The sequence below is a fragment of the Fundicoccus ignavus genome (assembly GCF_009659375.1).
Classification (GTDB): domain Bacteria; phylum Bacillota; class Bacilli; order Lactobacillales; family Aerococcaceae; genus Fundicoccus; species Fundicoccus ignavus.
Window position 1 is genome coordinate 172,153 of record NZ_WJQT01000002.1, and the last position, 21,186, is coordinate 193,338.

Below are 21,186 nucleotides of genomic sequence, written 5' to 3' on the forward strand. Positions count from 1 at the left end.
ATATAGTCTTTCATTTCTCTCTGTGAATGATAAGCTATATTTACAACTTATAGTTAATCATAGCAAAACATTTCAGATTGTTCATCCTAAAAGGTGTAATCCTTTGAAGAAAAAAATATGAATATTTTATTAAATTTGTAAAAGAGTTTGGTCCGTGACTAGTTATTTGATATAATGTCTAACGTACCTGTAATAAATTATAGAATTGAGTGTATGTATGGCGAAATATAAAATTAAAAGTAAAAAAAATCGTTCACATATTCCACAACGATTAAATTTGCTGTTTTTTATAACGTTTTTGGCGTTTACAGCGTTATTCGTACGATTGGGATATTTGCAACTCTATCAAGGCGAAACTTTAACCAATATGGTTCAAAGAACTGAGTCAACTCAGTCAACAGGTTCTGTTCCTCGTGGTGTAATCTATGACAGTCAAGGAAGAATATTGGTTGGGAATCAACCTGAACTAGCAATTCTTTATACTCGTGATCGTGCGTCTCGTGTTGATGCGTTAGATATTGTGAATGTAGCTAAAGAATTAGCTTCGTTAATCGATATTCCAGTCTCAGACTTAACAGAACGTGATAAGAAAGATTATTTTATCGTAGTGAATACGAGTGAAGTCAATAATCGATTAACGGATGAACAGAAATTACTAAGTGGTTCTGCAGCGTACGAGGCTCAACTTGCCGCGGTTACCTCAGACGATTTAGAGTTTTCACAAGGTGAACTGAAAATCATTGCTCTATTCAAAAAAATGAATAGCGCGTATGAGTTATCGACTGTAACTGTAAAAAATAAAAATGTTACAGAAGCTGAAGTTGCGCGTGTTAGTGAGCAATTAGGAAGTCTGCCTGGTATTGAAATTGGTACCGATTGGCAAAGAGTTTACCCTCAAGGGGATATGCTTAAGTCTATTTTAGGTCAAGTTTCAACTGAACAAAGAGGATTACCAAGCGAAAGAGCAGATGAATTATTGACACGTGGCTATGCTATGAATGATCGAGTAGGTATTAGTTATCTTGAACAACAATATGAAGATGCTTTAAGAGGATCAAAATCAATTTATAATATCGTCACAGATTCTGCCGATGATATTCTAGAAAATGAGATGGTCTTTGAAGGAGCCAAAGGAGATAACTTAGTATTAAGTATTGATTCAGCCTTCCAAGCAGAAGTTGATGAAATTACTGAAAATGCATTGAAGAATATGACGAACCAAGGCTTGAATGACAGAATTTATGTCGTGGCTATGGATCCTAATACAGGAGATATTCTAGCGATCTCTGGTAAACGATTCGAGTACGATGAAGCAACGGATTCTTATAATTACGATGTAATTGTGGATGATGCTTTAGGTGCGATCAATACAAGTTATGGTATGGGATCAAGTGTGAAACCAGCGATGGTTGCGATGGGTTATCTAGAAGGTGTAATAAGCACGTCAGATAATATTATTGTAGATGAGCCGCTGAAATTCCAAGCTTCGCAAGAGAAATCATCAGTTTTTAACCGAGATGGACAATTGCCGATTGATGATATTGAAGCATTACAAAAATCTTCAAATATCTATATGATAAAATTAGCGATGAGAATTGGTGGTCAAACAGACTATCAAGAAGATGGACGTTTGAATATTGACTTCGAAACAATCAATATTCTTAGAAATTATTTCGCAGAGTTTGGTTTGGGGACTCAAACAGGAATTGACTTACCTAATGAATCTTCAGGATACACACCAACAAGTGACCAATTAGTTAGTGCGTTAGACTTAGCATACGGACAATTCGATTTGTATACACCATTACAAATGGCTCAGTATGTTGCGACCATCGCAAATGGTGGTACAAGGTATGCACCACGAATTGTGAAAGAAATTAGAGGAACTGATGTAAACGGTGAATTAGGTGCTGTGAAAACTACTGTTCCTTCTAAAGTCATGAATGTTATTAATATTGACCCTAATGCAATGGACCGTATTCATGAAGGGATGCGTCAAGTATCTCATACAGTTGATGGGACAGCTCGTTATTATTTCTTAGACTATCCAATCGAAGTGGGATCTAAGACTGGTACAACCGAGGCGTTTTATTCGGGACCAGTTCAACATGCTTCTAATAAACCGGTAACAAATGCAACTTATGTTGGTTATGCACCATTTGATAATCCAGAAATTGCAATCACGGTAATCGTTCCGTACTTATTAGAAGAATCTTGGGGACGTGAAAGTACGAAAGTAGCACATGAAGTGATGAATGCCTATTTCTTACAGAAAGAATCAACTCGTGAAACAATTGAACAATATATGCAAACATTTGTTGCACCAGCAAACTAATATAGAAATTTTAATATAGAAATGAAAAACCCTCCGATATCGCTGATATCGGAGGATTTTTCATTATTTAATAGTATAAGGGTTTATAAGTTTTCTGTTGATTTATCAAGCTTTGTACTACGTTCAGCTGATTGTTTTCCAAGGCGGTGGTCGCTTTCAAAGCCTCACTTACGTTCGTGCTTTTCCAGCTCAATCGGCTAGGGTGTGTCTAATTCGCAGCGCTCAAAGTCACACCAAGCTACACCGATTGCCCTTTATACCGCTATGGAAAACAATTAGCTGATCTACGTTAAATATTCCAACAAAAGTAAAACGATATAATCAAATTATACTGCTAAACAGAATTTAAAAACCTTGGACTTGTCCGAGATTTTCTTAATTATAAGTTTTTGTTGATTTACCAAGTTTTGTACTTGGCTCAGCTTATTGTTTATCAAGGAGGAGGTCGCTTTCAAAGCCTCACTGATGTTCGGGTTTTTCCAGCTCAATCAGCTAGGGTGTGTCTAATTTGTTGCGCTCAAAGTCACACCAAGCTACGCCGATTGCCCTTTGTACCGCTGTAGAAAAAAACAAGTCGCTAAGCTGCGTTAAGTATTTCAACAAAAGTAAAGCAATATAATCAATTTAAAGACCACGGACTCGATCGAGGTTTTCTGATTTGAAAGATAATGAGTAGGGCAATAAGTCTCATTCAACACTCAAAAGTTTTGAATTACTGGGGTCTTAAGGTTTTAAGGTTATTACTACATGTAACGAGTTGGCGCCATTATTATTAATTTGAATTCAAAAAAAACGGGTTTCTCACAACTAATTGTGGAAACCCGTTTTTCTATACAAGAGACTTTATGCCCAGACCCTGATATTAATAATAATAATATGCGCCGTGTGTAATCTCATTAGCGATGTCATGAATTGTCATATCAGATGAAATTTCATAGCTACCAGCTTGAATAATAGAGTTTAAACCCCATTCATCAAGTAAAGCTTGGAATTCTGCTGCTGATTCGACGAATCCTTGAGCTTCTAAGTTGCTCGCGATATCGACGGATGTTTCTCCTTGAGAAATCACGAAAGTGCCAGAAGTTGAAGAAGTAGAATTTTCTGTTTCCTCATCTGTAGAATCTTCTGTAGTTGTTTCATCTTCAGTTTCGCTTTGTTCACCATCTCCGTCACTTGAAAGTGAACGATTTTCTAATTGTAATTCAGCAATTTGGTTTTCTAGCCCAGTATTTTTTTCAGTTAATGATGCAATTTCTTCATCTTTTGTTACTTGATTTTCTTCCAATGTATCGCGTTCTGCGATTAATGAACTCATTTCATCACGATATTGTGCTAATTCTTCTTCGTGAGTAGCAGAGCTTGAATTTAAGACAGAAGGAATCGTTACACCTTGGATAGGAACGTTCCCTTGAAAGAAAATCGCATAAGCACCCGTTAAAATACCAGAAGCTAAGAATCCAAGTGCTAAAGAGCGTAAAGTACTTTTATTCATAAGCTTGATCCTTTCTTAACGATTTTCGATATAATCATCAATAACATGTTGTACAACTTGTGGACTAACTTTTACTTCATGAGCAATTTCATGCATTGTATACCCTTGAGAGTATAAGCGAATGACGTCTTCTCGTGTCATATCTGAAATTGATTCAGGTAGAATTTCTTCTTCAATTGCAGTAGACAATTCTTCTGCTTCGCTAGAGTAGTCAACATTATTATTTGCTACAACTTGACGTTGTGTGCGTTCTAATTCTGATATGCGACTTTTGATGCTGTACAATTCTTGAGACTGTTGAACAGAAAACTCACTTAATTGTTCCTCGACATTGTTAGAGTCTTTACTATACATTGAAATTACAAATAATATAATCGCAATGACAAGTAGGGCAATAACTAAAATCCATATATCCATGGTTTCACCTCACCTAATTAATTTACCTGTACGTAATTTAATTTTATCAAACGTTTCAAAAGTTTCAACTATTAGAGTGTTACAGTCTAGTTAATTTTTGATACGACCAATAAAATGCTTAATTATTATAGCATACTATTAATTTACTAACATAGCTTATTGCTTCTTTCTGAAAAATAATTTAGTACAATTTTGTAAAAAAGCTCTTGTTATTATTAAAAACTTGAGTATGATATTGAAGATGTTCGATATATACAAAAGTGATGGCGATACTTATATTTGAAAACTATATGGATTTTCAAAAAAAATATAGCCAAATACATTGATTAATGTTATAATACTTTAGTATTGTTTGAAGTAATCAATAATATTACAAATACTAATAATGTTTGGAGGGATATCAATGCGCGTAAACATCAATTTAGAATGTACAGAATGTGGCGAACGTAATTACTTAACTAAGAAAAGTAAACGTAATAACCCTGATCGTTTAGAAGCTAAAAAATATTGCCCGAGAGAGCGTAAAGTAACGCTTCACCGTGAAGTTAAGAAATAATTCATATTTATATGATAAAAATTAGTTAGCAGCATTCGTGTTGCTAGCTTTTTTTTGTATAAACATGAGATTATAAGCTATATAAATCATGAATTATAAACATATTTTGTAATTGGAAGGTGATTAACATGCAAAAGAATTTTCAAGTTTTTAATCGACGTAAAGCTTCATTTCAAGATGAACCTATTATGACTTATTTGTTTCTTGCTATTAACATTATAGTTTATATATATATGTTAATACGGTTTGGGACAACAGAAAACACATTGGTTTTACTAAAAATGGGTGCAAATTTTAGTCCGTTTATTGTTCAAGCACAAGAATGGTGGCGTCTCTTAACTGCTGCATTTCTTCATATTGGCATACAACACATCGTTATGAATGGCATTACGCTATACTTTTTAGGGATGGAATTAGAGAAATTAATGGGACATTGGCGATTTACTGTAGTCTATTTGGTTGCAGCAATCGGTGGTAATCTATTTTCTTTTGCTTTTAGTGAAAGTGTATCGGCTGGCGCAAGTACGGCCATATTCGGTATGTTTGCATCTATTATTGTATTATCGAAGATGTATCCACATTCCTATGCATTAAAACAAAGAGCCACATCCTATACAGTCTTAATTATCTTGAATGTTCTCACGGGATTGACGTCAAGTGGAATTGACAACTGGGGACATTTCGGTGGAGCAATTTACGGAGCATTAATCACTTTGTTCGTGGGATTATCCATAAAAAGTAAAATTTCTTCAAAAGAACGTTTATTTGCTCTTGTAATCGTAGCCATTTTGACTGTATTATTAGTCATGTATGGTATTTATAAATATTATTAAAGGAGCAATTATAAATGAAAGATAAAATTATTGGGATAGATTTAGGTGGAACTTCAGCCAAAATGGCGATTATTTCCTTAACAGGGGATGTTTTGGAAAAATGGTCAGTGAGTACTAACATTTTAGAAGAGGGTACCCATATCGTTCCTAACTTGATTGAATCTTTAAAAGAAAGAATCGAATTATACAAAATGAAAGAAACTGATTTCTTAGGCATCGGGATGGGCTCGCCAGGTAAAGTGGATGCCGATGCTAAAACAGTCATTGGTGCTTATAATTTAAACTGGAGCACATTGCAAGAGATTGGTAAAGCTTTTGGTGAAAAATTTGATATTCCGTTCTTTATTGAGAACGATGCAAATATCGCTGCTTTAGGCGAACAGTGGCGTGGAGCTGGTGAGGGCGCACTAGATTGTATTACTGTCACTTTAGGTACAGGTGTAGGTGGTGGCGTTGTTGTAAATGGGCAATTAGTCCGTGGTGTAAATGGAGCTGCTGGCGAAATTGGTCACTTAACAATCGATACCGAAGGACATTTTGATTGTACTTGTGGCAAAAAAGGTTGTCTAGAAACAGTGGCTTCAGCAACTGGTATTATGCACTTAGCACGTAAATTTGCACAAGAATATGTTGGAGATTCAGAAGTTAAGGCTCAACTAGATGACGGAGCAGACGTTAATTCAAAAGATATTTTCGATGCTGCTAAAGAAGGAGATTACTTTGCATTACAAGTAGTTGATCATTTTGCGCATTATTTAGGACTAGCTTGCTCGCATTTAGCGAATACATTAAATCCATCAAAAATTGTATTAGCAGGTGGTGTAGCGCTAGCAGGAGATTTTTTATTAAACAAAGTTAATGAACAATTCATGGGATATTGTTTCCCACAAATTCGTCATAATGAAACATTGGTCTTAGCAAAATTAGGAAATGACGCTGGTATTATGGGAGCGGCACAACTTGTTAAGTTACAGTCAGTAGAAGGGTAAGGATTTATTTTTATGACACTATTAGAAACAATTTTATTTACTTTAGTATTTATTGCAGCTTTATACGGAATTTACTATGCATGGCTTTGGGTTTTACGTAAGATGTCTGCCAAAATGGTTGATTCGGATAAAATGAATGAGGATATACGTAAAGTTGAAGTCATCGATGTAAGAGAACCGGCAGAATTTGATGCGAACCATGTACTGGGCGCACGTAATATCCCAATTTCTCAATTCAAAATGCGATTCAATGAAATTCGTCGCGATAAAGAAATTTATTTATACGATGATAATTTAAACTACGCTTCTCGTGCAGCGAATATTTTAAGAAAAGATGGCTTTAAGAACATTCATATTCTTAAAGGTGGTTTTTCGAATTGGACAGGTAAAACAAAATCAAATATTAAATAATAAAAAAGCACTGATGACTGGTTAAGCTGTCATCAGTGCTTTTATTCATATTGAGTGTTTGATGCTGCAACGGCAAGCTAATCAAAATTCCAATATGAAAAAATCATTAGTAACATGAAATTATTATTTCATGTTAGCTAGCAAAATTAGATAAATAAGTTTAAGCTAACTGCTAAACTTATTAATAGAGATGAAACCATCGCAATTACCATTAGGATGGCAGTTATTTTAACAATTTTTTCCATTTTGCTTTTCTTTTTCTTTGAGTATTTATTTAATTTTTGAGGCATAATAAGCTCCTTTAAAACATTCTGTAAATACATTTTACCGAATAAAAGATAAGATTTCAATTGTGAAAAGCAATAGAAACTTTAAACTATGATTAAAATTTGGTAAAATAGAATAGAGTTAAAAGTTAAGGAGGAAAATTATGAGTAAACAACAAATTGGTGTAGTAGGTATGGCGGTTATGGGCCGTAACATTGCATTAAATATTGAAAGCCGTGGCTATTCAGTTTCTTTGTATAACAGAACGGGATCTAAAACAACAGATGTCTTAGAGGAAAATCCAGACAAAAATCTAAAAGGAACTTTCACAATTGAAGAATTTGTGGATAGTTTAGAAACTCCGCGTAAAATCATGTTAATGGTACAAGCTGGAGCGGGTACGGACGCGACAATTGAAAGCTTATTACCACATTTAGATAAAGGTGATATCTTAATTGATGGTGGTAACACCTATTACAAAGATACAATTCGTCGTAGTGAATATTTAGCGGAATCCGGTATTAATTTTATTGGTACTGGCGTTTCTGGTGGTGAAGAAGGAGCTTTATTAGGGCCAGCTATTATGCCTGGTGGACAAAAAGAAGCATACGAATTGGTAGCACCAATTTTTGAGAAAATTGCAGCTAAAGCTGAAGACGGAAAACCGTGTGTGACATATATTGGTGAAAATGGTGCAGGTCATTATGTAAAAATGGTACATAACGGTATTGAGTATGGAGATATGCAATTAATTGCAGAATCATATGACTTATTACACCGTGGTTTAGGTTTATCAGCAGAAGAAATCGGTAAGATTTTTGAAGAGTGGAACAATGGTGAATTAGATAGTTTCCTAATGGAAATTTCTGCACAAATTTTACAAACAAATGACCCAGAAACTGGCAAGCCAATGGTTGAAGTAATCATGGACCGTGCTGGAAATAAAGGAACTGGTAAATGGACTTCACAAAGTGCTTTAGATTTAGGTGAGCCACTATCATTGATTACTGAATCAGTGTTTGCACGTTTCATTTCTTCTCAAAAAGAACAACGTGTTATTGCAAGTGAAATCATTCCGAACGTTGACGCACAACTAGATATTGATGATGCTGCAAAAGCAGAATTTATCGAAGCGTTACGAAATGCATTATACTTCAGTAAAATTATGAGTTATGCGCAAGGCTTTGCTCAAATGAATGCAGCGAGTGAAGAATACAACTGGAATTTACCTTATGGTGAGATTGCAAGTATCTTCCGTGCAGGATGTATTATTCGTGCAAAATTCTTACAAAAGATTACAGATGCTTACGAAAAAGATGCTAATTTACAAAACTTAATGTTGGATGAGTACTTCTTAGATATCGTATCTAAAAATCATGATGCAGTACGTCATGTAGTATCAACAGCAATCGCTGCTGGTATACCAGTGCCAACATTCTCAAGTGCAATTAGTTACTATGATTCATACCGTTCAGCAGTATTACCTGCGAACTTAATCCAAGCTCAACGTGACTTATTTGGTGCTCATACATACAATCGTGTAGACAAACCAGGTACTTTCCACTTCTTATGGAATGAAGGAAAAGAAGAAAAATTAGAAGATTAATCTTTCATATCTCTTCTCACTGTGTAGCTAATTATTAGCAAGCAGTGAGAGGTTTTTTTAATTATTTGGTGAAAATATCAAATTATATTAGTTCATTATGAGAAATAAAAGATAAATATATAGCATTGTGTTCACAAATTGTGTAAAATCAATGAAGTAGATAAAATATCAATGAGGAGGAGATTCCTTTTATGGCAGAAAAAACGAAACAACGCATTTTAATTATTGAAGACGAAAAAAACTTAGCGCGTTTTGTAGATTTGGAATTACAACACGAAGGTTATGAAACTGCAATTTGTATGGACGGGCGAAGTGGATTAGAAACAGCGTTGAATGAAGATTGGGATGTTATTCTTTTGGACTTAATGTTACCAGAATTAAATGGTTTAGAAGTTTGTCGTCGCATTCGTCCAGTGAAAGATACCCCAATTATTATTATGACAGCGAGAGATTCAGTGATAGACCGAGTTTCAGGTTTAGATCAAGGAGCAGATGATTACATTGTTAAACCATTTGCAATTGAAGAATTACTTGCGAGATTACGTGCTTTATTCAGACGTATTGAAACAGAAGACGAACAAAGATCTCAACAACAACCGACAGTGAAATATCGTGACTTAGTTATTGAAAAAGCGAACAGAATTGTACGTCGTAATGATGAAGTCATTGATTTAACTAAACGAGAATATGAATTATTATTGTTCTTGATGGAGAACTTAAATATGGTTATGTCACGTGAAGTCTTACTCGACAAAGTTTGGGGTTACAAATCAGAAGTGGAAACGAACGTAGTAGATGTTTACATTCGTTATTTACGTAACAAGATTGACGTTACTGGCCAAGACAGCTATATCCAAACTGTTCGTGGTACAGGATATGTAATGAGAACTTAATTTATGAAATTGCCTAAATTTTTTGACACAAAACAACCCCTTTCCTTGAAATGGAAATGGGGAATTTTGTTATTAGTTAGTTTTTTTATTGTAAGTTTAGCGGGTGTTACTTTTTATCATAAACAAACAATGTATAGCCGTTATAATCATTTAAAAGAAATCAGTCAACAAAGATTTAATATAATAGAAAACATGTTGTCGGGTTTATCTGAACCATTTCAAAAAGAAGACTTTGTGACGAACACCGTTACTGGTGATAAAACAATTGTTGACTATTTGACTTATTTAGAAAATGAAGATATTGTCGTTAGATTATTTAATAACGACAGCCAATTGATTTTTGAGACTAGAAAATTAACAGCTTCGAAATCTGATTTATCTAAAAATCTTACAACTGTGGTGATTGATGGTACCGAAACATTTATCGGCAATACCAATGTTGTATCGAGAGAAACGAATCAGACTCTCGGAACATTTCAGTTTTTAGTGTCTCCTGAAGTCATTGAAAAAATGGAAGCCACACAACAAAAGCATCTCTTAACCGTATTGTTGATTTTGACAATTCTAGCAACTGTAATTTCTATTTTTATTTCGAATCGCTTCTTAAGACCATTGACGTATTTAAATAATAGTCTAGATCTTGTAGAAGAAGAGAATTTATCTGAATTAAGAGTACGAAAACCGTCTAGTAATGATGAGTGGAGTGACTTAAGTATTCATGTCAACCGCTTATTAGATAAAATAGATTTATATGTAAGAAACCAGAAGCAATTCGTGGAGGATGTTTCACATGAATTAAGAACTCCAGTCGCAATTGTTGAAGGACATCTTAAAATGTTAAATCGATGGGGAAAAGAGGATCCGGAAATTTTAGAAGAATCAATTTCAGCGTCTTTACAAGAAATAACTCGTATGAAAGGCTTGGTTCAGGAAATGTTGGACTTGTCCAGAGCTGACCATGTGGACATCGATTATAAGGATGAAATTACTGAAGTTAATTCTACTACTCGACAAGTGTTTAACAATTTTGTCATTTTATATCCCGATTTTCAGTTTTACCTTGATAGTGAAAAAGACGATAAAGAACTTTATGTTAGAATTTTCCGGAATCATTTTGAGCAGATTTTGATTATTTTACTGGATAATGCAGTGAAGTATAGCCGAGAACGCCAAGAAATTCATGTGTCTGTTAGTCAAACGTTAACTAAAGTTGAAATAGCGGTGCAAGATTTCGGAGAAGGTATGACGGATGAGGATAAAGAGAGAGTATTTGGTCGTTTTTATCGCGTGGATAAAGCACGTTCTAGAAATAAAGGCGGCAATGGATTGGGCTTAAGTATAGCTAAACAATTAGTAGAAGGTTATAAAGGTGATGTACGTGTGGAAAGTGTCTTGAATCATGGATCTATTTTCTATGTTGAATTTCCGATTCTTAGTGACACACGTCAAGTTTATAAACTTAAGCAAATTGCTCAAAAGAAAAACTTATAAAACAAAAAACATCTCATTTTTGAGATGTTTTTTGTTTTATAAAAGAATATTTGTAGGGTAATTCATTACAATTGAATAGAAGGCACGAATACCGTATGGAATGATTTCATCAGGAAACACATAATCATGACTGTGAAGTGGTGGTGTCTGAAGCCCGCTTCCGATACCGAAGAATACGCCTGATTTTTCAAGTTGATAATAACCAAAATCTTCTGATGGTCTAAAGGGTTCAACTAATTCATGTATGTGGAGCCCGTCATTCGAAAATATTTTATTTACATGATGAGTCAAACTCTCGGGATTGGTAGTTTCGACAAATTCGTCGTTGACTTCAAATTGTAAGGTTAGGTTATATTGCTTAGCTAGCTGTAGTGAAGTTTCTTTTATTTTTGTCAGTAATTTTGATAAATCTTGTTGTTTTTCAGCTCGTAAAGTTAATTGTAGACTTCCATTACTTGGAGAAATACCAAAATGATTTGCCTGACCAACTTGAATACTTACTACGGTTGCCAATACCATACTTGAAAATGTTAAATCCTTCCATTTAAATGATTCAAATCCATTAAAATATGAGAGTGGTTCTAACATTTGGGTAAGCTGGGAAATGGCAAATGCAGGATTAGTCCCTTTTTCAGGTGTAGCAGCATGTGTTTGGTGTCCAGTAAAACGAACAGTTAGACCTAACGACGCACACATAAACGTTCCAACACGGATAATTATATGACCAAGTTCAAAGCCGGGAAAATTATGTAAACCATAAATACGCTCGACGTTTTCTAAGTCAAAAAGTTTTAAACATTGCTTTGCGCCTTGTCCATTTTCTTCCGATGGTTGAAATAAGAAAATAATTGATTGTTCTAACTTTTCTTTTTGTAATAACAATGCCAAGCCGGCCAGTATTGTGGAATGACCGTCGTGTCCGCATCCGTGAAAAGGGTAACCGTCTGGATGGAGTATTGCATCGTGATCCGCTCGGAATACAATGGCACCACGGCTACTATTAACTCGTTGGATAGCGTAAAACCATGTCCCGAGATCATGTATTTCTAGGTTAGTATTTTGTTTTAAAAACTTAATGAGTAGGGCGCGCGTTTTAAATTCTTTCCCAGATAATTCTGGAATATCTTTTAGGTTGTGTCTTAGTTGTGTTAATTTTTGTAGTAATGATTGATCGATAAATTTCAAAAGGCAAGCTCCTTAAATTTTAATATCATATTTAAGATATTATACCGCTATAAAATTAAAATTCAATTAAAAAAAGAGCCTTGATTCTAAATCAAGGCTCTTGAAAATTATGTTTTATTTCTTATTTTGTTTTCCTGCATTACGACGATTGTTAGTCTCAATACCAGGAGTGTTTTTTGTTGGAACTAAACGCTGAGTCGTTCCATCAGATTTTGTTTGTGTAGCTCTTGGTTTACGAGCTTTACGTGGTGAGTTTTTATGTTTTGCTTCTTCTTCAGCAACTAAAGCTTTAATTTTTGGACGAACAATTTTATTCGTATACATTTGTTGAACTAAAGCAAAAATACCACCTGCTAAGAAGTACAAGCCTAAACCAGCTGCAGATATCCAAGAAATCCAACCAATCATTAATGGGTTCATCAACATCATGGTACGATTAGTTTGAGCCGCTTGAGCGTTATCGGCTTGAGGTGTATTTTTTTGCATCAACCAACCTTGTGCTGCTGTAACTAAGACAACAACAATTACTAAAGGAATGCTTTGTTCACCTAAGTTAATACCTAAAAAGACAGAACTTCTAATTTCTTCAGAAGAACGAATCGCTGCATAAACAGCTGAAATTATTGGCATTTGAATAACTAATGGAAGACAGCCTGATAGACCACCAAACATATCGATATCATATTTTTTATAAACAGCCATTAATTCTTGGTTTAATGCGTTTTGTTCTTGAGGATCTTTTGTAGCTTCTAGCTCAGCTTTAATTTCATCAATCTCAGGTTGTGCAATTTTCATTTTCGCTTGACTAATCATTGAATTTTTTGTCATTTTTAATGATGACGGCATCATAATCAATCGAGTAATGATTGTGACGATGATAATTGCAATACCATAACTACCGCCAAAAACATTTGCTAACCAATCTAAGAAGATTGATGCGGGTCTTCCGAAGTAGTCATATACCCATCCAGAAGGATTTCCAGCCGAATCATAAGATACACAGCCAGATGCTACTAATACAACAAAAGTAAGTAGAGCTATCATTTGGATTTTTTGTTTATTTAATTTAAATTTCTTCATGTTCACGCTCCTAGTAAAATTTCATACTTCACTACTATAGCGAATAATGATAGCTTTTTCAATAAGAAAAAAAACTATGTAACTATGTTAACTAATTATGAATTAATAGATAATTGAGAAATCATTATACTCTTTAACTGAAGGAATAGTTTTTGTATCAACATGTTGTGCATTCATAAATGGGTGTGATTTTTTATGAACGATTTGAAGCAATTTTTTTAAATCTTCTTCAGTACCTTGTAAGATAATTTGTACAGAACCGTCGGATAAATTTCTCACGTTACCATGTAAGTCTTTTTGACTTGCGTTTTGGTAAATATGTGCGCGATAGCCTACGCCTTGAACACGACCTTTAACGATTATTTTATAAGTTTCCATAGTAAAAACTTCCTTTCTCGTATAATATACAAACAAGAGTTCGAAAAAATAATCAACTAATGTTATAATGCTAGATGCTATTATTATATCAAAAATATAATTTAGATTAAAAGATAAGGAGGCAAAGGAGTTGGCCAATCAAACCAAAAAAACGAATGCGACTAAAAAACGCAAGCCAACTAATAAAAAGGATAAACAGACTTATCAAGCATCCTATTTGATTTTAGGTTTAGTTATTTTTTTCTTTAGTGTTGTCGCACTATTTAACTGGGGCTTTTTCGGGTTGATGTTTGCGAACACATTCCGTTTATTCGTAGGGGAAGCTTATACGTTATTATTATCAGTTATTACTATTTTTTCATTTTTATTAATTGTTAAGGGGCGGTTGGTAAATGTTCGTTCAAAACAATTTATTGGTGGAGTGCTTGTTTTATCAGCGATAACGACATTACTGCATTTTAATACATTCTTTTTTACTGAAATTACTGCGAACACAATATTTAATGAAACGTTTGAAATATTTAAGAATGAGTTGCTTACGAGTCAAAATTACCAAAGTTTAGGCGGTGGAATGCTAGGAGCGTTATATTATGCGACGTTCGGCTATTTATTTGGACAATGGGGAACTTACTTATTGGTTTTTATACTTTTTTTTGCGGGTTTCTTCATGTTAGTCGATTTTACTATCGAAGAAATTCTTTCGGCTGGTCGGTCGATTTATAATGGATTGGGTAAAGGATTATCAGCCTTATTCCCTAATTTTGAAAAAGTAAAAAATGTTTTTAATCAAGTTGACACACGTGACAAACATTATGTGCCTGCAATAGAAAAGAAGAAAGCTGAAATTGTTGTTGCGAATGATACAAAGGAAGCTAAAGAAGAGCTACAAATTCAAACGCAAACAGTAGAACCTCAAAAACGTCGTTTAATTGAGAAGTTTTTCAAGAGTAATACGGAATTGTCTCAAGAAGAAGAGGGGAAATCAGCTACAAAATTTGAAGCAAGTTATCAACCTTCATTAGATGTTGAGCCTAAACAAACTTGGGAACCTTATACTACTCGTGATACGTTAGCAAGCACAGCAGCGAGTGAACGTGAAAGTTTAGTGCTAGACTTAGATTATTTTGATGAAATGAATCGTAAAGAAACTAAGGTTTCAGTGGATAAAATTACACCGATTGAACACAATATCCCAATTCAGCAAATGGATTCTCATCAAGCGATTGTTGAAGCTAAGCCCAAGGTAAATCGAGTTGACGAGTTTAATGAGTCCAATATTGAAAAGCCTGTTAATGATGTTAAAGCGATGAATGATGACAACTTTAATTTAGCAGCTGCTCACTGGCAAGAAGGCTCAAATCAAAAACAGGATTTAACACAAGACGAACTTGATCAGATGTTATCAGCTAGTGAAGCTCAGGCTAACACTTCAAAAGTTAAGTCTAAGAAAACAAAATTTGATAGTTACCAGTTGCCATCGACTAAATTACTTAATAAAATACCGCCGGTGGATCAGACGGAAGAGTATGAAAGAATAAATGTAAATATTGATAAGTTAGAGAAAACGTTTGAGAGTTTTGGTGTCAAAGCTGAAGTAGTTAAAGCAAACTTAGGTCCTTCAGTTACCAAGTACGAGATACAACCAGCGATTGGGGTCAAAGTAAGTAAGATTGTGTCATTATCTGATGATATTGCTTTAGCATTAGCTGCTCGTGATGTCAGAATGGAAGCACCAATTCCAGGTAAATCATTAATCGGTATTGAGGTACCTAATAATCAGGTAAGTCCTGTTTCCTTTGCTGAGATTATTGATGCAGGATTAGATAGTCCAAATATTCTGGAGGTACCACTAGGACGTGATATCTCAGGTTCAGTTTGCTTAGCAGATTTAAGTAAAATGCCTCACTTATTAATGGCAGGGGCAACAGGTAGTGGTAAGTCAGTGGGGATGAACGTTATAATCGTCTCGTTATTAATGAAGGCTAAGCCTGAAGAAGTTAAGTTTTTAATGATTGACCCTAAAAAAGTCGAATTAACCATGTATGATGGTATTCCACATCTGTTATCACCAGTTGTCACAAATCCTAGAAAAGCTGCAAAAGCATTGAATAATATTGTCCAAGAGATGGAAAGACGTTATGAACTATTTGCGGCGACCGGTGTTAGAAATGTTGATAGCTATAACGAGCACATAGATGCGTACAATGCTGAAGAAGGTACAGGTTATGAACGATTACCAAAAATCGTTGTCTTTATTGATGAACTTGCTGACTTAATGATGGTCGCAAGTAATGAAGTAGAGAATGCCATTATTCGTTTGGCTCAAATGGCAAGGGCCGCTGGAATTCATATGATTATCGCAACGCAAAGACCATCTGTTGATGTTATAACAGGGATTATTAAGGCTAACGTTCCATCTCGTTTAGCATTTGCCGTTTCAAGTGGTACAGATTCTCGTACCATCTTAGATAGTAATGGAGCAGAGAAGTTATTAGGACGTGGAGATATGTTATTCCAACCTATGGGTAAAAACAAACCAGTCCGGGTGCAAGGTGCTTATATTTCTGATAGTGAAGTTGAACGAATTACTGAATTTATACGTGATCAACAAGAAGCAGAATATGATGAAACAATTATGGTTTTAGAAGAAGAATCTGGAGAAAATGCACAGGTATCGGAAGATGAATATTTCGAAGAAGCAGTAGAGTTAATTCGAGGGGCCGAGACCGTAAGTATTTCTCAATTGCAAAGAAAATTTAGAATTGGTTATAATCGTGCTGCTAGATTGATTGATGATTTAGAAGCAGTGGGCTATGTTAGTGCTCAAGATGGTAGTAAACCTAGACAAGTTCTTTTAGGGAATCAACCTTTAGAGATTTAAAAATAGTATCCTCTATGAAACAAAATCAGTTTCGTAGAGGATATTTTTATGTCAATCTTATGACAATATAATAACAAAACACGATAGGATCTATGTTTTTTTTGGCTTAAAGTCAAAGATAATTCACAATCTGTTTTATAGATTATTGATATAAATGATTTTATGGTTGTGTTATAAAAAATAAAATAATCATTGAAAATTTATGTTGATATTTTCATAATAGTTTAATATAATTGACTCAGAAAGCGTATACATACTTAGGAGGTATTTCATGAAAAAAATTATTACTTTAGCCGCATCAGTTCTTTCAGTGGTGGGTCTAGCAGCGCCAACTATCGTAGCAGCACAAGATGCTTTTTCTGCTGTAATCGTTACTGATATCGGTGGTGTAGATGATAAGTCATTTAACCAAAGTGCTTGGGAAGGATTATCTGCATGGGGTGAGGAACAAGGATTAGAGCAAGGTGTAGACGGATTTGAATATATTCAATCTAACAGTGACTCTGATTATGTTACAAACTTAAACACAGCTGTTCAATCTAATTTTGATATTATTTTCGGAATTGGTTATAAATTAGAAACAGCGATTAACGATATTGCTGTACAATATCCAGATCGTCAATTTGCTATCGTTGACTCAGTGGTAGATCAACCAAATGTTGCTTCATTAACATTTAAAGACCACGAAGCTTCATTCTTGGCTGGTGTTGCAGCCGCTTTAACAACTGAAACTGATCACGTAGGTTTCATTGGTGGTGTTGAGGGTGTAGTAATTGGTCGTTTTGAAGCTGGTTTCGTAGCTGGTGTACAAGCTGTAAATCCTGATATTGAAATTTCTATTGAGTATGCAGGTAGTTTTGCAGACGCTCCTAAAGGTCGTCAAATTGCAGCGGCAATGTACTCAAATGGTGCAGACGTAATTTTCCATGCTTCTGGTGCGACTGGTAACGGTTTATTCTCTGAAGCAAAAGATATTGTGTCTAATGATCCAGAACGTAACATCTGGGTTATTGGAGTTGACTTAGACCAAGAAGCTGAAGGTATTGTGACAATTGATGGTGAAGAACGTCACTTAACCCTTACCTCAACGCTTAAAGGTGTTGGCGAAGCTGTAAAACAATTTACTGAACTTTCTCAAGCAGGGGAATTTGAGGGTGGAAATCACGTGTTCGGTTTAGCTGATGGTGGTGTGGAAATCAGTGAAGGTAATATTGCTGAAGAACACTTAGAGACAATCGAAGAATACAGACAACAAATTATTGATGGGGACATTGAAGTTCCAGAAGTACCAGGTGAATAATTTTTATCTTAGACCATGTGTACACATGGTCTATTTTCAATTAATTTACAAAAAAAAATTGAATTCCACAGGGTAAAGCCATGAAAAATAAGATTCCATAAGAAATTTTAAAAAAACGAACGTTAAGCATTTTTAAATCGTTAATATGTGTATTTTGTTGCGATATATTTCGAATTAGAGTATTATAGAATAGAATTCTAGTGATTCAAAATCAACTTTTTTTGGAGGAAGAAAACAAAATGAAAAAATCATTAGCTTTAGCTTCAACAGCTTTATTATTGGCAGGATTTGCTGCACCAGCAGTAGTTTCAGCACAAGACGACTTCTCAGTTGTTATGATTACTGACCAAGGTGGCGTTGACGATAAATCATTTAACCAAAGTGCATGGGAAGGAATTCAAGCTTGGGGAGAAGAGAACGGTAAAGAACGTGGCGTTGGTGGATTTGATTACTTGCAATCAAATAGTGACTCAGATTACATTACTAACTTAAACTCAGCAGTTCAAGCTAACTTTGATATTACATTTGGTATTGGCTTCAAGCTAGAAACAGCAATTAATGATGTAGCACAACAATTCCCAGATAATCACTTTGCAATTGTTGACTCATTTGTGGATCAACCAAACGTAGCTTCATTAAACTTTAAAGACCATGAAGCGGCATTCTTAGCAGGCGTAGCTGCAGCATCTACTTCTGAAACTGGACATATTGGATTTATTGGTGGTGTTGAAGGCGTTGTAATTGACCGTTTTGAAGCTGGATATATTGCTGGTGCTAAAACAATTAACCCAGATATTCAAGTTTCAGTTGAATATGTTGGTAGTTTTGCAGATGCTCCTCGTGGACGTCAATTAGCTGCTGCAATGTACTCAAACGGAGCTGACATCATTTTCCAAGCTGCAGGTGAGTCTGGTAACGGTGTGTTTTCTGAAGCAAAAGACTTAGTTGCGAATGACCCATCATTAAACATTTGGGTTGTTGGTGTTGATATGGATCAAGAAGCTGAGGGTGTAATTGAAATTGATGGAGAAGAACGTCATTTAACACTTACATCAACTTTAAAACAAGTTGGTGAATCAGTTAAATTATTCATCGAAAAAACACAAGAATCAGGGTTTGAAGCTGGTAATACAGTTTACGGTTTAGCTGATGGTGGTGTAGGTATCACTGATGGTAACATGTCAGAAGAATCTTTAGCGTTGGTTAAAGAATACTCTGAGAAAATTGTTGCAGGTGAAGTAGAAATTCCTGAAACACCTGAAAACTAATCAGGCTTGAATAAATTATTCACATAGCATACAATAATAAGGCTGACTTTTGTCAGCCTTATTTTATTGATGAAACATTGGACAAAAGCTTATTTTTTAACCTATTATTTTTTTTGAGATATTGCTATAATAAACTATATAGTCAAAGTAAGCGTTTGAATACTAAATATGAATGAGAGGATTACGTATGGAAACAAAACAATTCCCCGTAATAGAAATGCGCGGTATTTCCAAGCGTTTTGGTGATTTTTATGCCAATAAAAATATCAATTTGGAATTGCGTAAAGGTGAAATCCATGCATTATTAGGTGAAAATGGTGCAGGTAAGTCTACATTAATGAACATTCTGTCAGGTTTATTAGAACCAACAGACGGCCAAATATTAATGAATGGTCAAGAAGTTGAAATTAATTCACCAACTGTTGCTAACGAACGAGGCATCGGAATGGTTCATCAACATTTCATGTTGATTGAAGATTTTACTGTCGTTGAGAACATAATCTTAGGTAATGAACCTAAAAAAGGTGTAATGCTTGATAAAGCGTCAGCCAAAAATGCTATCGTTGATGTTTCGAAAAAATATGGACTTTCAGTTGACCCTGAAGCTAAAATTGAAAACATTAGTGTTGGTATGCAACAACGTGTTGAAATTTTAAAAACTTTATACCGTGGGGCAGATATCTTAATTTTTGATGAACCGACTGCTTCATTAACTCCTCAAGAAATTGATGAGTTGATTGTTACTTTACGTTCTTTAACTAAAGAAGGTAAGTCAATTATTATCATTACACATAAATTAGATGAAATTAAAGCTGTTGCAGATAGATGTACAGTTATTCGTCGAGGCGAATCGATTGGAACGGTTAATGTAGCTGAAACTACTTCGAAAGAATTAGCAGATATGATGGTTGGACGTTCAGTGTCGTTCAAGACTGAAAAGGCTGCAGCTAATCCAACGGATGTAGCGTTAGATGTTAAAGATTTAGTTGTAAAAAATGAACGTGGCTTAATTGCAGTAGATAATTTGAGTTTTAATGTAAAACATGGTGAAGTAGTAGGGATTGCTGGAATTGATGGTAATGGACAAACAGAACTTATTCTTTCAATTACTGGTTTGTTACCAATTGAATCAGGGACTGCTACATTAAATGGCCAAGAATTAAATAAATTAAATCCACGTCAAATTCATCAAATTGGTGTTGGACATATACCAGAAGACCGACATAAACATGGATTAATTCTAGACATGGCGTTAGAAAATAACATTGTGTTAAAAGATTATCATAAAGAACCATTTGCTAAAAATGGCTTCCTGAACTTTAAGAATATAGAAAATCGGGCTAAACAATTAATCGAACGATTTGATGTGCGCACTGTTTCCGAAAAAGTACTAGCCAGAGCTTTATCAGGAGGAAATCAACAGAAAGCTATTATTGCACGTGAAGTTGAAGGGAATCCAGATTTATTAATTGCAGCGAACCCAACTCGTGGTTTAGACGTAGGCGCAATTGAATTTATTCATAAAGAGCTAATTAACGAACGTGATAATAATAAAGCTGTTTTATTAATGAGTTTTGAGTTGGAAGAGATTATGAACGTTTCTGATAGAATTTTAGTAATGTATGATGGAAAAGTAGTAGCAGATATGCCAGCTGATGAGACAAATGAACAAGAAATCGGTTTGTTGATGGCTGGAACTACCTATGAAGAAGTTTTAGCAAGTCGTACATTAGAGGGAGCTAGCAGTGAAAAAACTGCAGTAAATCCTGAAGATGAAACGAATCATGTGAAGGGAAGTGAATAA

Annotated in this window: 18 protein-coding genes; 12 read left to right on the top strand and 6 right to left on the bottom strand. The window is 34.8% G+C overall.

The features are described 5' to 3' along the window. Positions 1-217: 217 nt before the first annotated feature. Complete coding sequence (locus tag GF867_RS02805; RefSeq protein ID WP_153831598.1) at positions 218-2,335, top strand: peptidoglycan D,D-transpeptidase FtsI family protein; 2,118 nt, start codon at positions 218-220, stop codon at positions 2,333-2,335. 862 nt (positions 2,336-3,197) lie between these two features. Here GF867_RS02805 and GF867_RS02810 read toward each other — a convergent pair. Continuing rightward, positions 3,198-3,827, bottom strand: coding sequence for an endolytic transglycosylase MltG (locus tag GF867_RS02810; protein WP_153831599.1), 630 nt, complete (start codon positions 3,825-3,827; stop codon positions 3,198-3,200). A 15-nt stretch (positions 3,828-3,842) separates the two neighbouring features. Next, positions 3,843-4,244 (bottom strand): helix-turn-helix domain-containing protein, encoded by a 402-nt coding sequence (locus GF867_RS02815; protein ID WP_153831600.1) that lies wholly within the window; start codon positions 4,242-4,244, stop codon positions 3,843-3,845. A gap of 403 nt (positions 4,245-4,647) precedes the next feature. On the opposite strand from GF867_RS02815, the gene rpmG reads away from it, so the two are divergent. From rpmG to GF867_RS02835, 4 genes are all read left to right on the top strand, one after another. Further along, positions 4,648-4,800, top strand: a complete 153-nt coding sequence (rpmG, locus tag GF867_RS02820; protein WP_153831601.1) for a 50S ribosomal protein L33 — start codon at positions 4,648-4,650, stop codon at positions 4,798-4,800. A 128-nt stretch (positions 4,801-4,928) separates the two neighbouring features. Continuing rightward, positions 4,929-5,633, top strand: coding sequence for a rhomboid family intramembrane serine protease (locus GF867_RS02825; protein WP_253940709.1), 705 nt, complete (start codon positions 4,929-4,931; stop codon positions 5,631-5,633). A gap of 14 nt (positions 5,634-5,647) precedes the next feature. Beyond that, entirely contained in the window at positions 5,648-6,622 is a 975-nt protein-coding gene (locus GF867_RS02830) for an ROK family glucokinase (protein ID WP_153831602.1), read from the top strand. A 12-nt stretch (positions 6,623-6,634) separates the two neighbouring features. Continuing rightward, positions 6,635-7,033 carry a rhodanese-like domain-containing protein gene (locus tag GF867_RS02835; protein WP_153831603.1) on the top strand — a complete coding sequence of 133 codons (399 nt, stop codon included), beginning with the start codon at positions 6,635-6,637 and terminating at the stop codon, positions 7,031-7,033. 146 nt (positions 7,034-7,179) lie between these two features. Here GF867_RS02835 and GF867_RS02840 read toward each other — a convergent pair whose 3' ends face one another. Beyond that, positions 7,180-7,323 (bottom strand): DUF4044 domain-containing protein, encoded by a 144-nt coding sequence (locus GF867_RS02840; RefSeq protein WP_153861141.1) that lies wholly within the window; start codon positions 7,321-7,323, stop codon positions 7,180-7,182. Between the two features lie 140 nt (positions 7,324-7,463). Here GF867_RS02840 and gnd point away from each other — a divergent pair, with 140 nt between their 5' ends. The 3 genes from gnd to GF867_RS02855 all read left to right on the top strand — a co-directional run bounded on the left by gnd (position 7,464) and on the right by GF867_RS02855 (position 11,290). Beyond that, the gene (gnd, locus tag GF867_RS02845) at positions 7,464-8,906 is read left to right on the top strand and encodes an NADP-dependent phosphogluconate dehydrogenase (protein WP_153831605.1); all 1,443 of its coding nucleotides are present in this window, start codon (positions 7,464-7,466) and stop codon (positions 8,904-8,906) included. 191 nt (positions 8,907-9,097) lie between these two features. Continuing rightward, on the top strand, positions 9,098-9,799 hold the full coding sequence (locus tag GF867_RS02850; protein ID WP_153831606.1) for a response regulator transcription factor: 702 nt from the start codon (positions 9,098-9,100) through the stop codon (positions 9,797-9,799). 3 nt (positions 9,800-9,802) lie between these two features. Further along, positions 9,803-11,290 (top strand): sensor histidine kinase, encoded by a 1,488-nt coding sequence (locus tag GF867_RS02855; RefSeq protein ID WP_153831607.1) that lies wholly within the window; start codon positions 9,803-9,805, stop codon positions 11,288-11,290. Between the two features lie 36 nt (positions 11,291-11,326). Here GF867_RS02855 and GF867_RS02860 read toward each other — a convergent pair whose 3' ends face one another. The 3 genes from GF867_RS02860 to GF867_RS02870 all read right to left on the bottom strand — a co-directional run bounded on the left by GF867_RS02860 (position 11,327) and on the right by GF867_RS02870 (position 13,933). After that, positions 11,327-12,475, bottom strand: coding sequence for a M20 metallopeptidase family protein (locus GF867_RS02860; protein ID WP_153831608.1), 1,149 nt, complete (start codon positions 12,473-12,475; stop codon positions 11,327-11,329). A gap of 114 nt (positions 12,476-12,589) precedes the next feature. Continuing rightward, positions 12,590-13,555, bottom strand: coding sequence for a membrane protein insertase YidC (gene yidC / locus GF867_RS02865; protein WP_153831609.1), 966 nt, complete (start codon positions 13,553-13,555; stop codon positions 12,590-12,592). A 102-nt stretch (positions 13,556-13,657) separates the two neighbouring features. Then, positions 13,658-13,933: an acylphosphatase gene (locus GF867_RS02870; RefSeq protein ID WP_153831610.1), complete on the bottom strand. Its 276-nt coding sequence runs from the start codon at positions 13,931-13,933 to the stop codon at positions 13,658-13,660. A 130-nt stretch (positions 13,934-14,063) separates the two neighbouring features. Here GF867_RS02870 and GF867_RS02875 point away from each other — a divergent pair, with 130 nt between their 5' ends. The 4 genes from GF867_RS02875 to GF867_RS02890 all read left to right on the top strand — a co-directional run bounded on the left by GF867_RS02875 (position 14,064) and on the right by GF867_RS02890 (position 21,186). Continuing rightward, positions 14,064-16,814, top strand: a complete 2,751-nt coding sequence (locus GF867_RS02875) for an FtsK/SpoIIIE family DNA translocase (protein ID WP_253940710.1) — start codon at positions 14,064-14,066, stop codon at positions 16,812-16,814. Positions 16,815-17,085: 271 nt separating this feature from the next. Continuing rightward, complete coding sequence (locus GF867_RS02880; RefSeq protein WP_153831611.1) at positions 17,086-18,114, top strand: BMP family lipoprotein; 1,029 nt, start codon at positions 17,086-17,088, stop codon at positions 18,112-18,114. 239 nt (positions 18,115-18,353) lie between these two features. Next, positions 18,354-19,382 (top strand): BMP family lipoprotein, encoded by a 1,029-nt coding sequence (locus tag GF867_RS02885; protein WP_153831612.1) that lies wholly within the window; start codon positions 18,354-18,356, stop codon positions 19,380-19,382. Between the two features lie 187 nt (positions 19,383-19,569). Further along, positions 19,570-21,186, top strand: coding sequence for an ABC transporter ATP-binding protein (locus GF867_RS02890; RefSeq protein ID WP_153831613.1), 1,617 nt, complete (start codon positions 19,570-19,572; stop codon positions 21,184-21,186).

What these genes read in the sequence shown, in the direction of transcription:
- GF867_RS02805 (WP_153831598.1), top strand. Translation starts at nt 218, where the DNA reads ATGGCGAAATATAAAATTAAAAGTAAAAAAAATCGTTCACATATTCCA.
- GF867_RS02810 (WP_153831599.1), bottom strand. Translation starts at nt 3,827, where the DNA reads ATGAATAAAAGTACTTTACGCTCTTTAGCACTTGGATTCTTAGCTTCT.
- gnd (WP_153831605.1), top strand. Translation starts at nt 7,464, where the DNA reads ATGAGTAAACAACAAATTGGTGTAGTAGGTATGGCGGTTATGGGCCGT.
- GF867_RS02890 (WP_153831613.1), top strand. Translation starts at nt 19,570, where the DNA reads ATGGAAACAAAACAATTCCCCGTAATAGAAATGCGCGGTATTTCCAAG.
- GF867_RS02850 (WP_153831606.1), top strand. Translation starts at nt 9,098, where the DNA reads ATGGCAGAAAAAACGAAACAACGCATTTTAATTATTGAAGACGAAAAA.
- GF867_RS02880 (WP_153831611.1), top strand. Translation starts at nt 17,086, where the DNA reads ATGAAAAAAATTATTACTTTAGCCGCATCAGTTCTTTCAGTGGTGGGT.
- GF867_RS02830 (WP_153831602.1), top strand. Translation starts at nt 5,648, where the DNA reads ATGAAAGATAAAATTATTGGGATAGATTTAGGTGGAACTTCAGCCAAA.
- GF867_RS02870 (WP_153831610.1), bottom strand. Translation starts at nt 13,933, where the DNA reads ATGGAAACTTATAAAATAATCGTTAAAGGTCGTGTTCAAGGCGTAGGC.
- yidC (WP_153831609.1), bottom strand. Translation starts at nt 13,555, where the DNA reads ATGAAGAAATTTAAATTAAATAAACAAAAAATCCAAATGATAGCTCTA.
- GF867_RS02835 (WP_153831603.1), top strand. Translation starts at nt 6,635, where the DNA reads ATGACACTATTAGAAACAATTTTATTTACTTTAGTATTTATTGCAGCT.
- rpmG (WP_153831601.1), top strand. Translation starts at nt 4,648, where the DNA reads ATGCGCGTAAACATCAATTTAGAATGTACAGAATGTGGCGAACGTAAT.
- GF867_RS02840 (WP_153861141.1), bottom strand. Translation starts at nt 7,323, where the DNA reads ATGCCTCAAAAATTAAATAAATACTCAAAGAAAAAGAAAAGCAAAATG.
- GF867_RS02855 (WP_153831607.1), top strand. Translation starts at nt 9,803, where the DNA reads ATGAAATTGCCTAAATTTTTTGACACAAAACAACCCCTTTCCTTGAAA.
- GF867_RS02825 (WP_253940709.1), top strand. Translation starts at nt 4,929, where the DNA reads ATGCAAAAGAATTTTCAAGTTTTTAATCGACGTAAAGCTTCATTTCAA.
- GF867_RS02885 (WP_153831612.1), top strand. Translation starts at nt 18,354, where the DNA reads ATGAAAAAATCATTAGCTTTAGCTTCAACAGCTTTATTATTGGCAGGA.
- GF867_RS02815 (WP_153831600.1), bottom strand. Translation starts at nt 4,244, where the DNA reads ATGGATATATGGATTTTAGTTATTGCCCTACTTGTCATTGCGATTATA.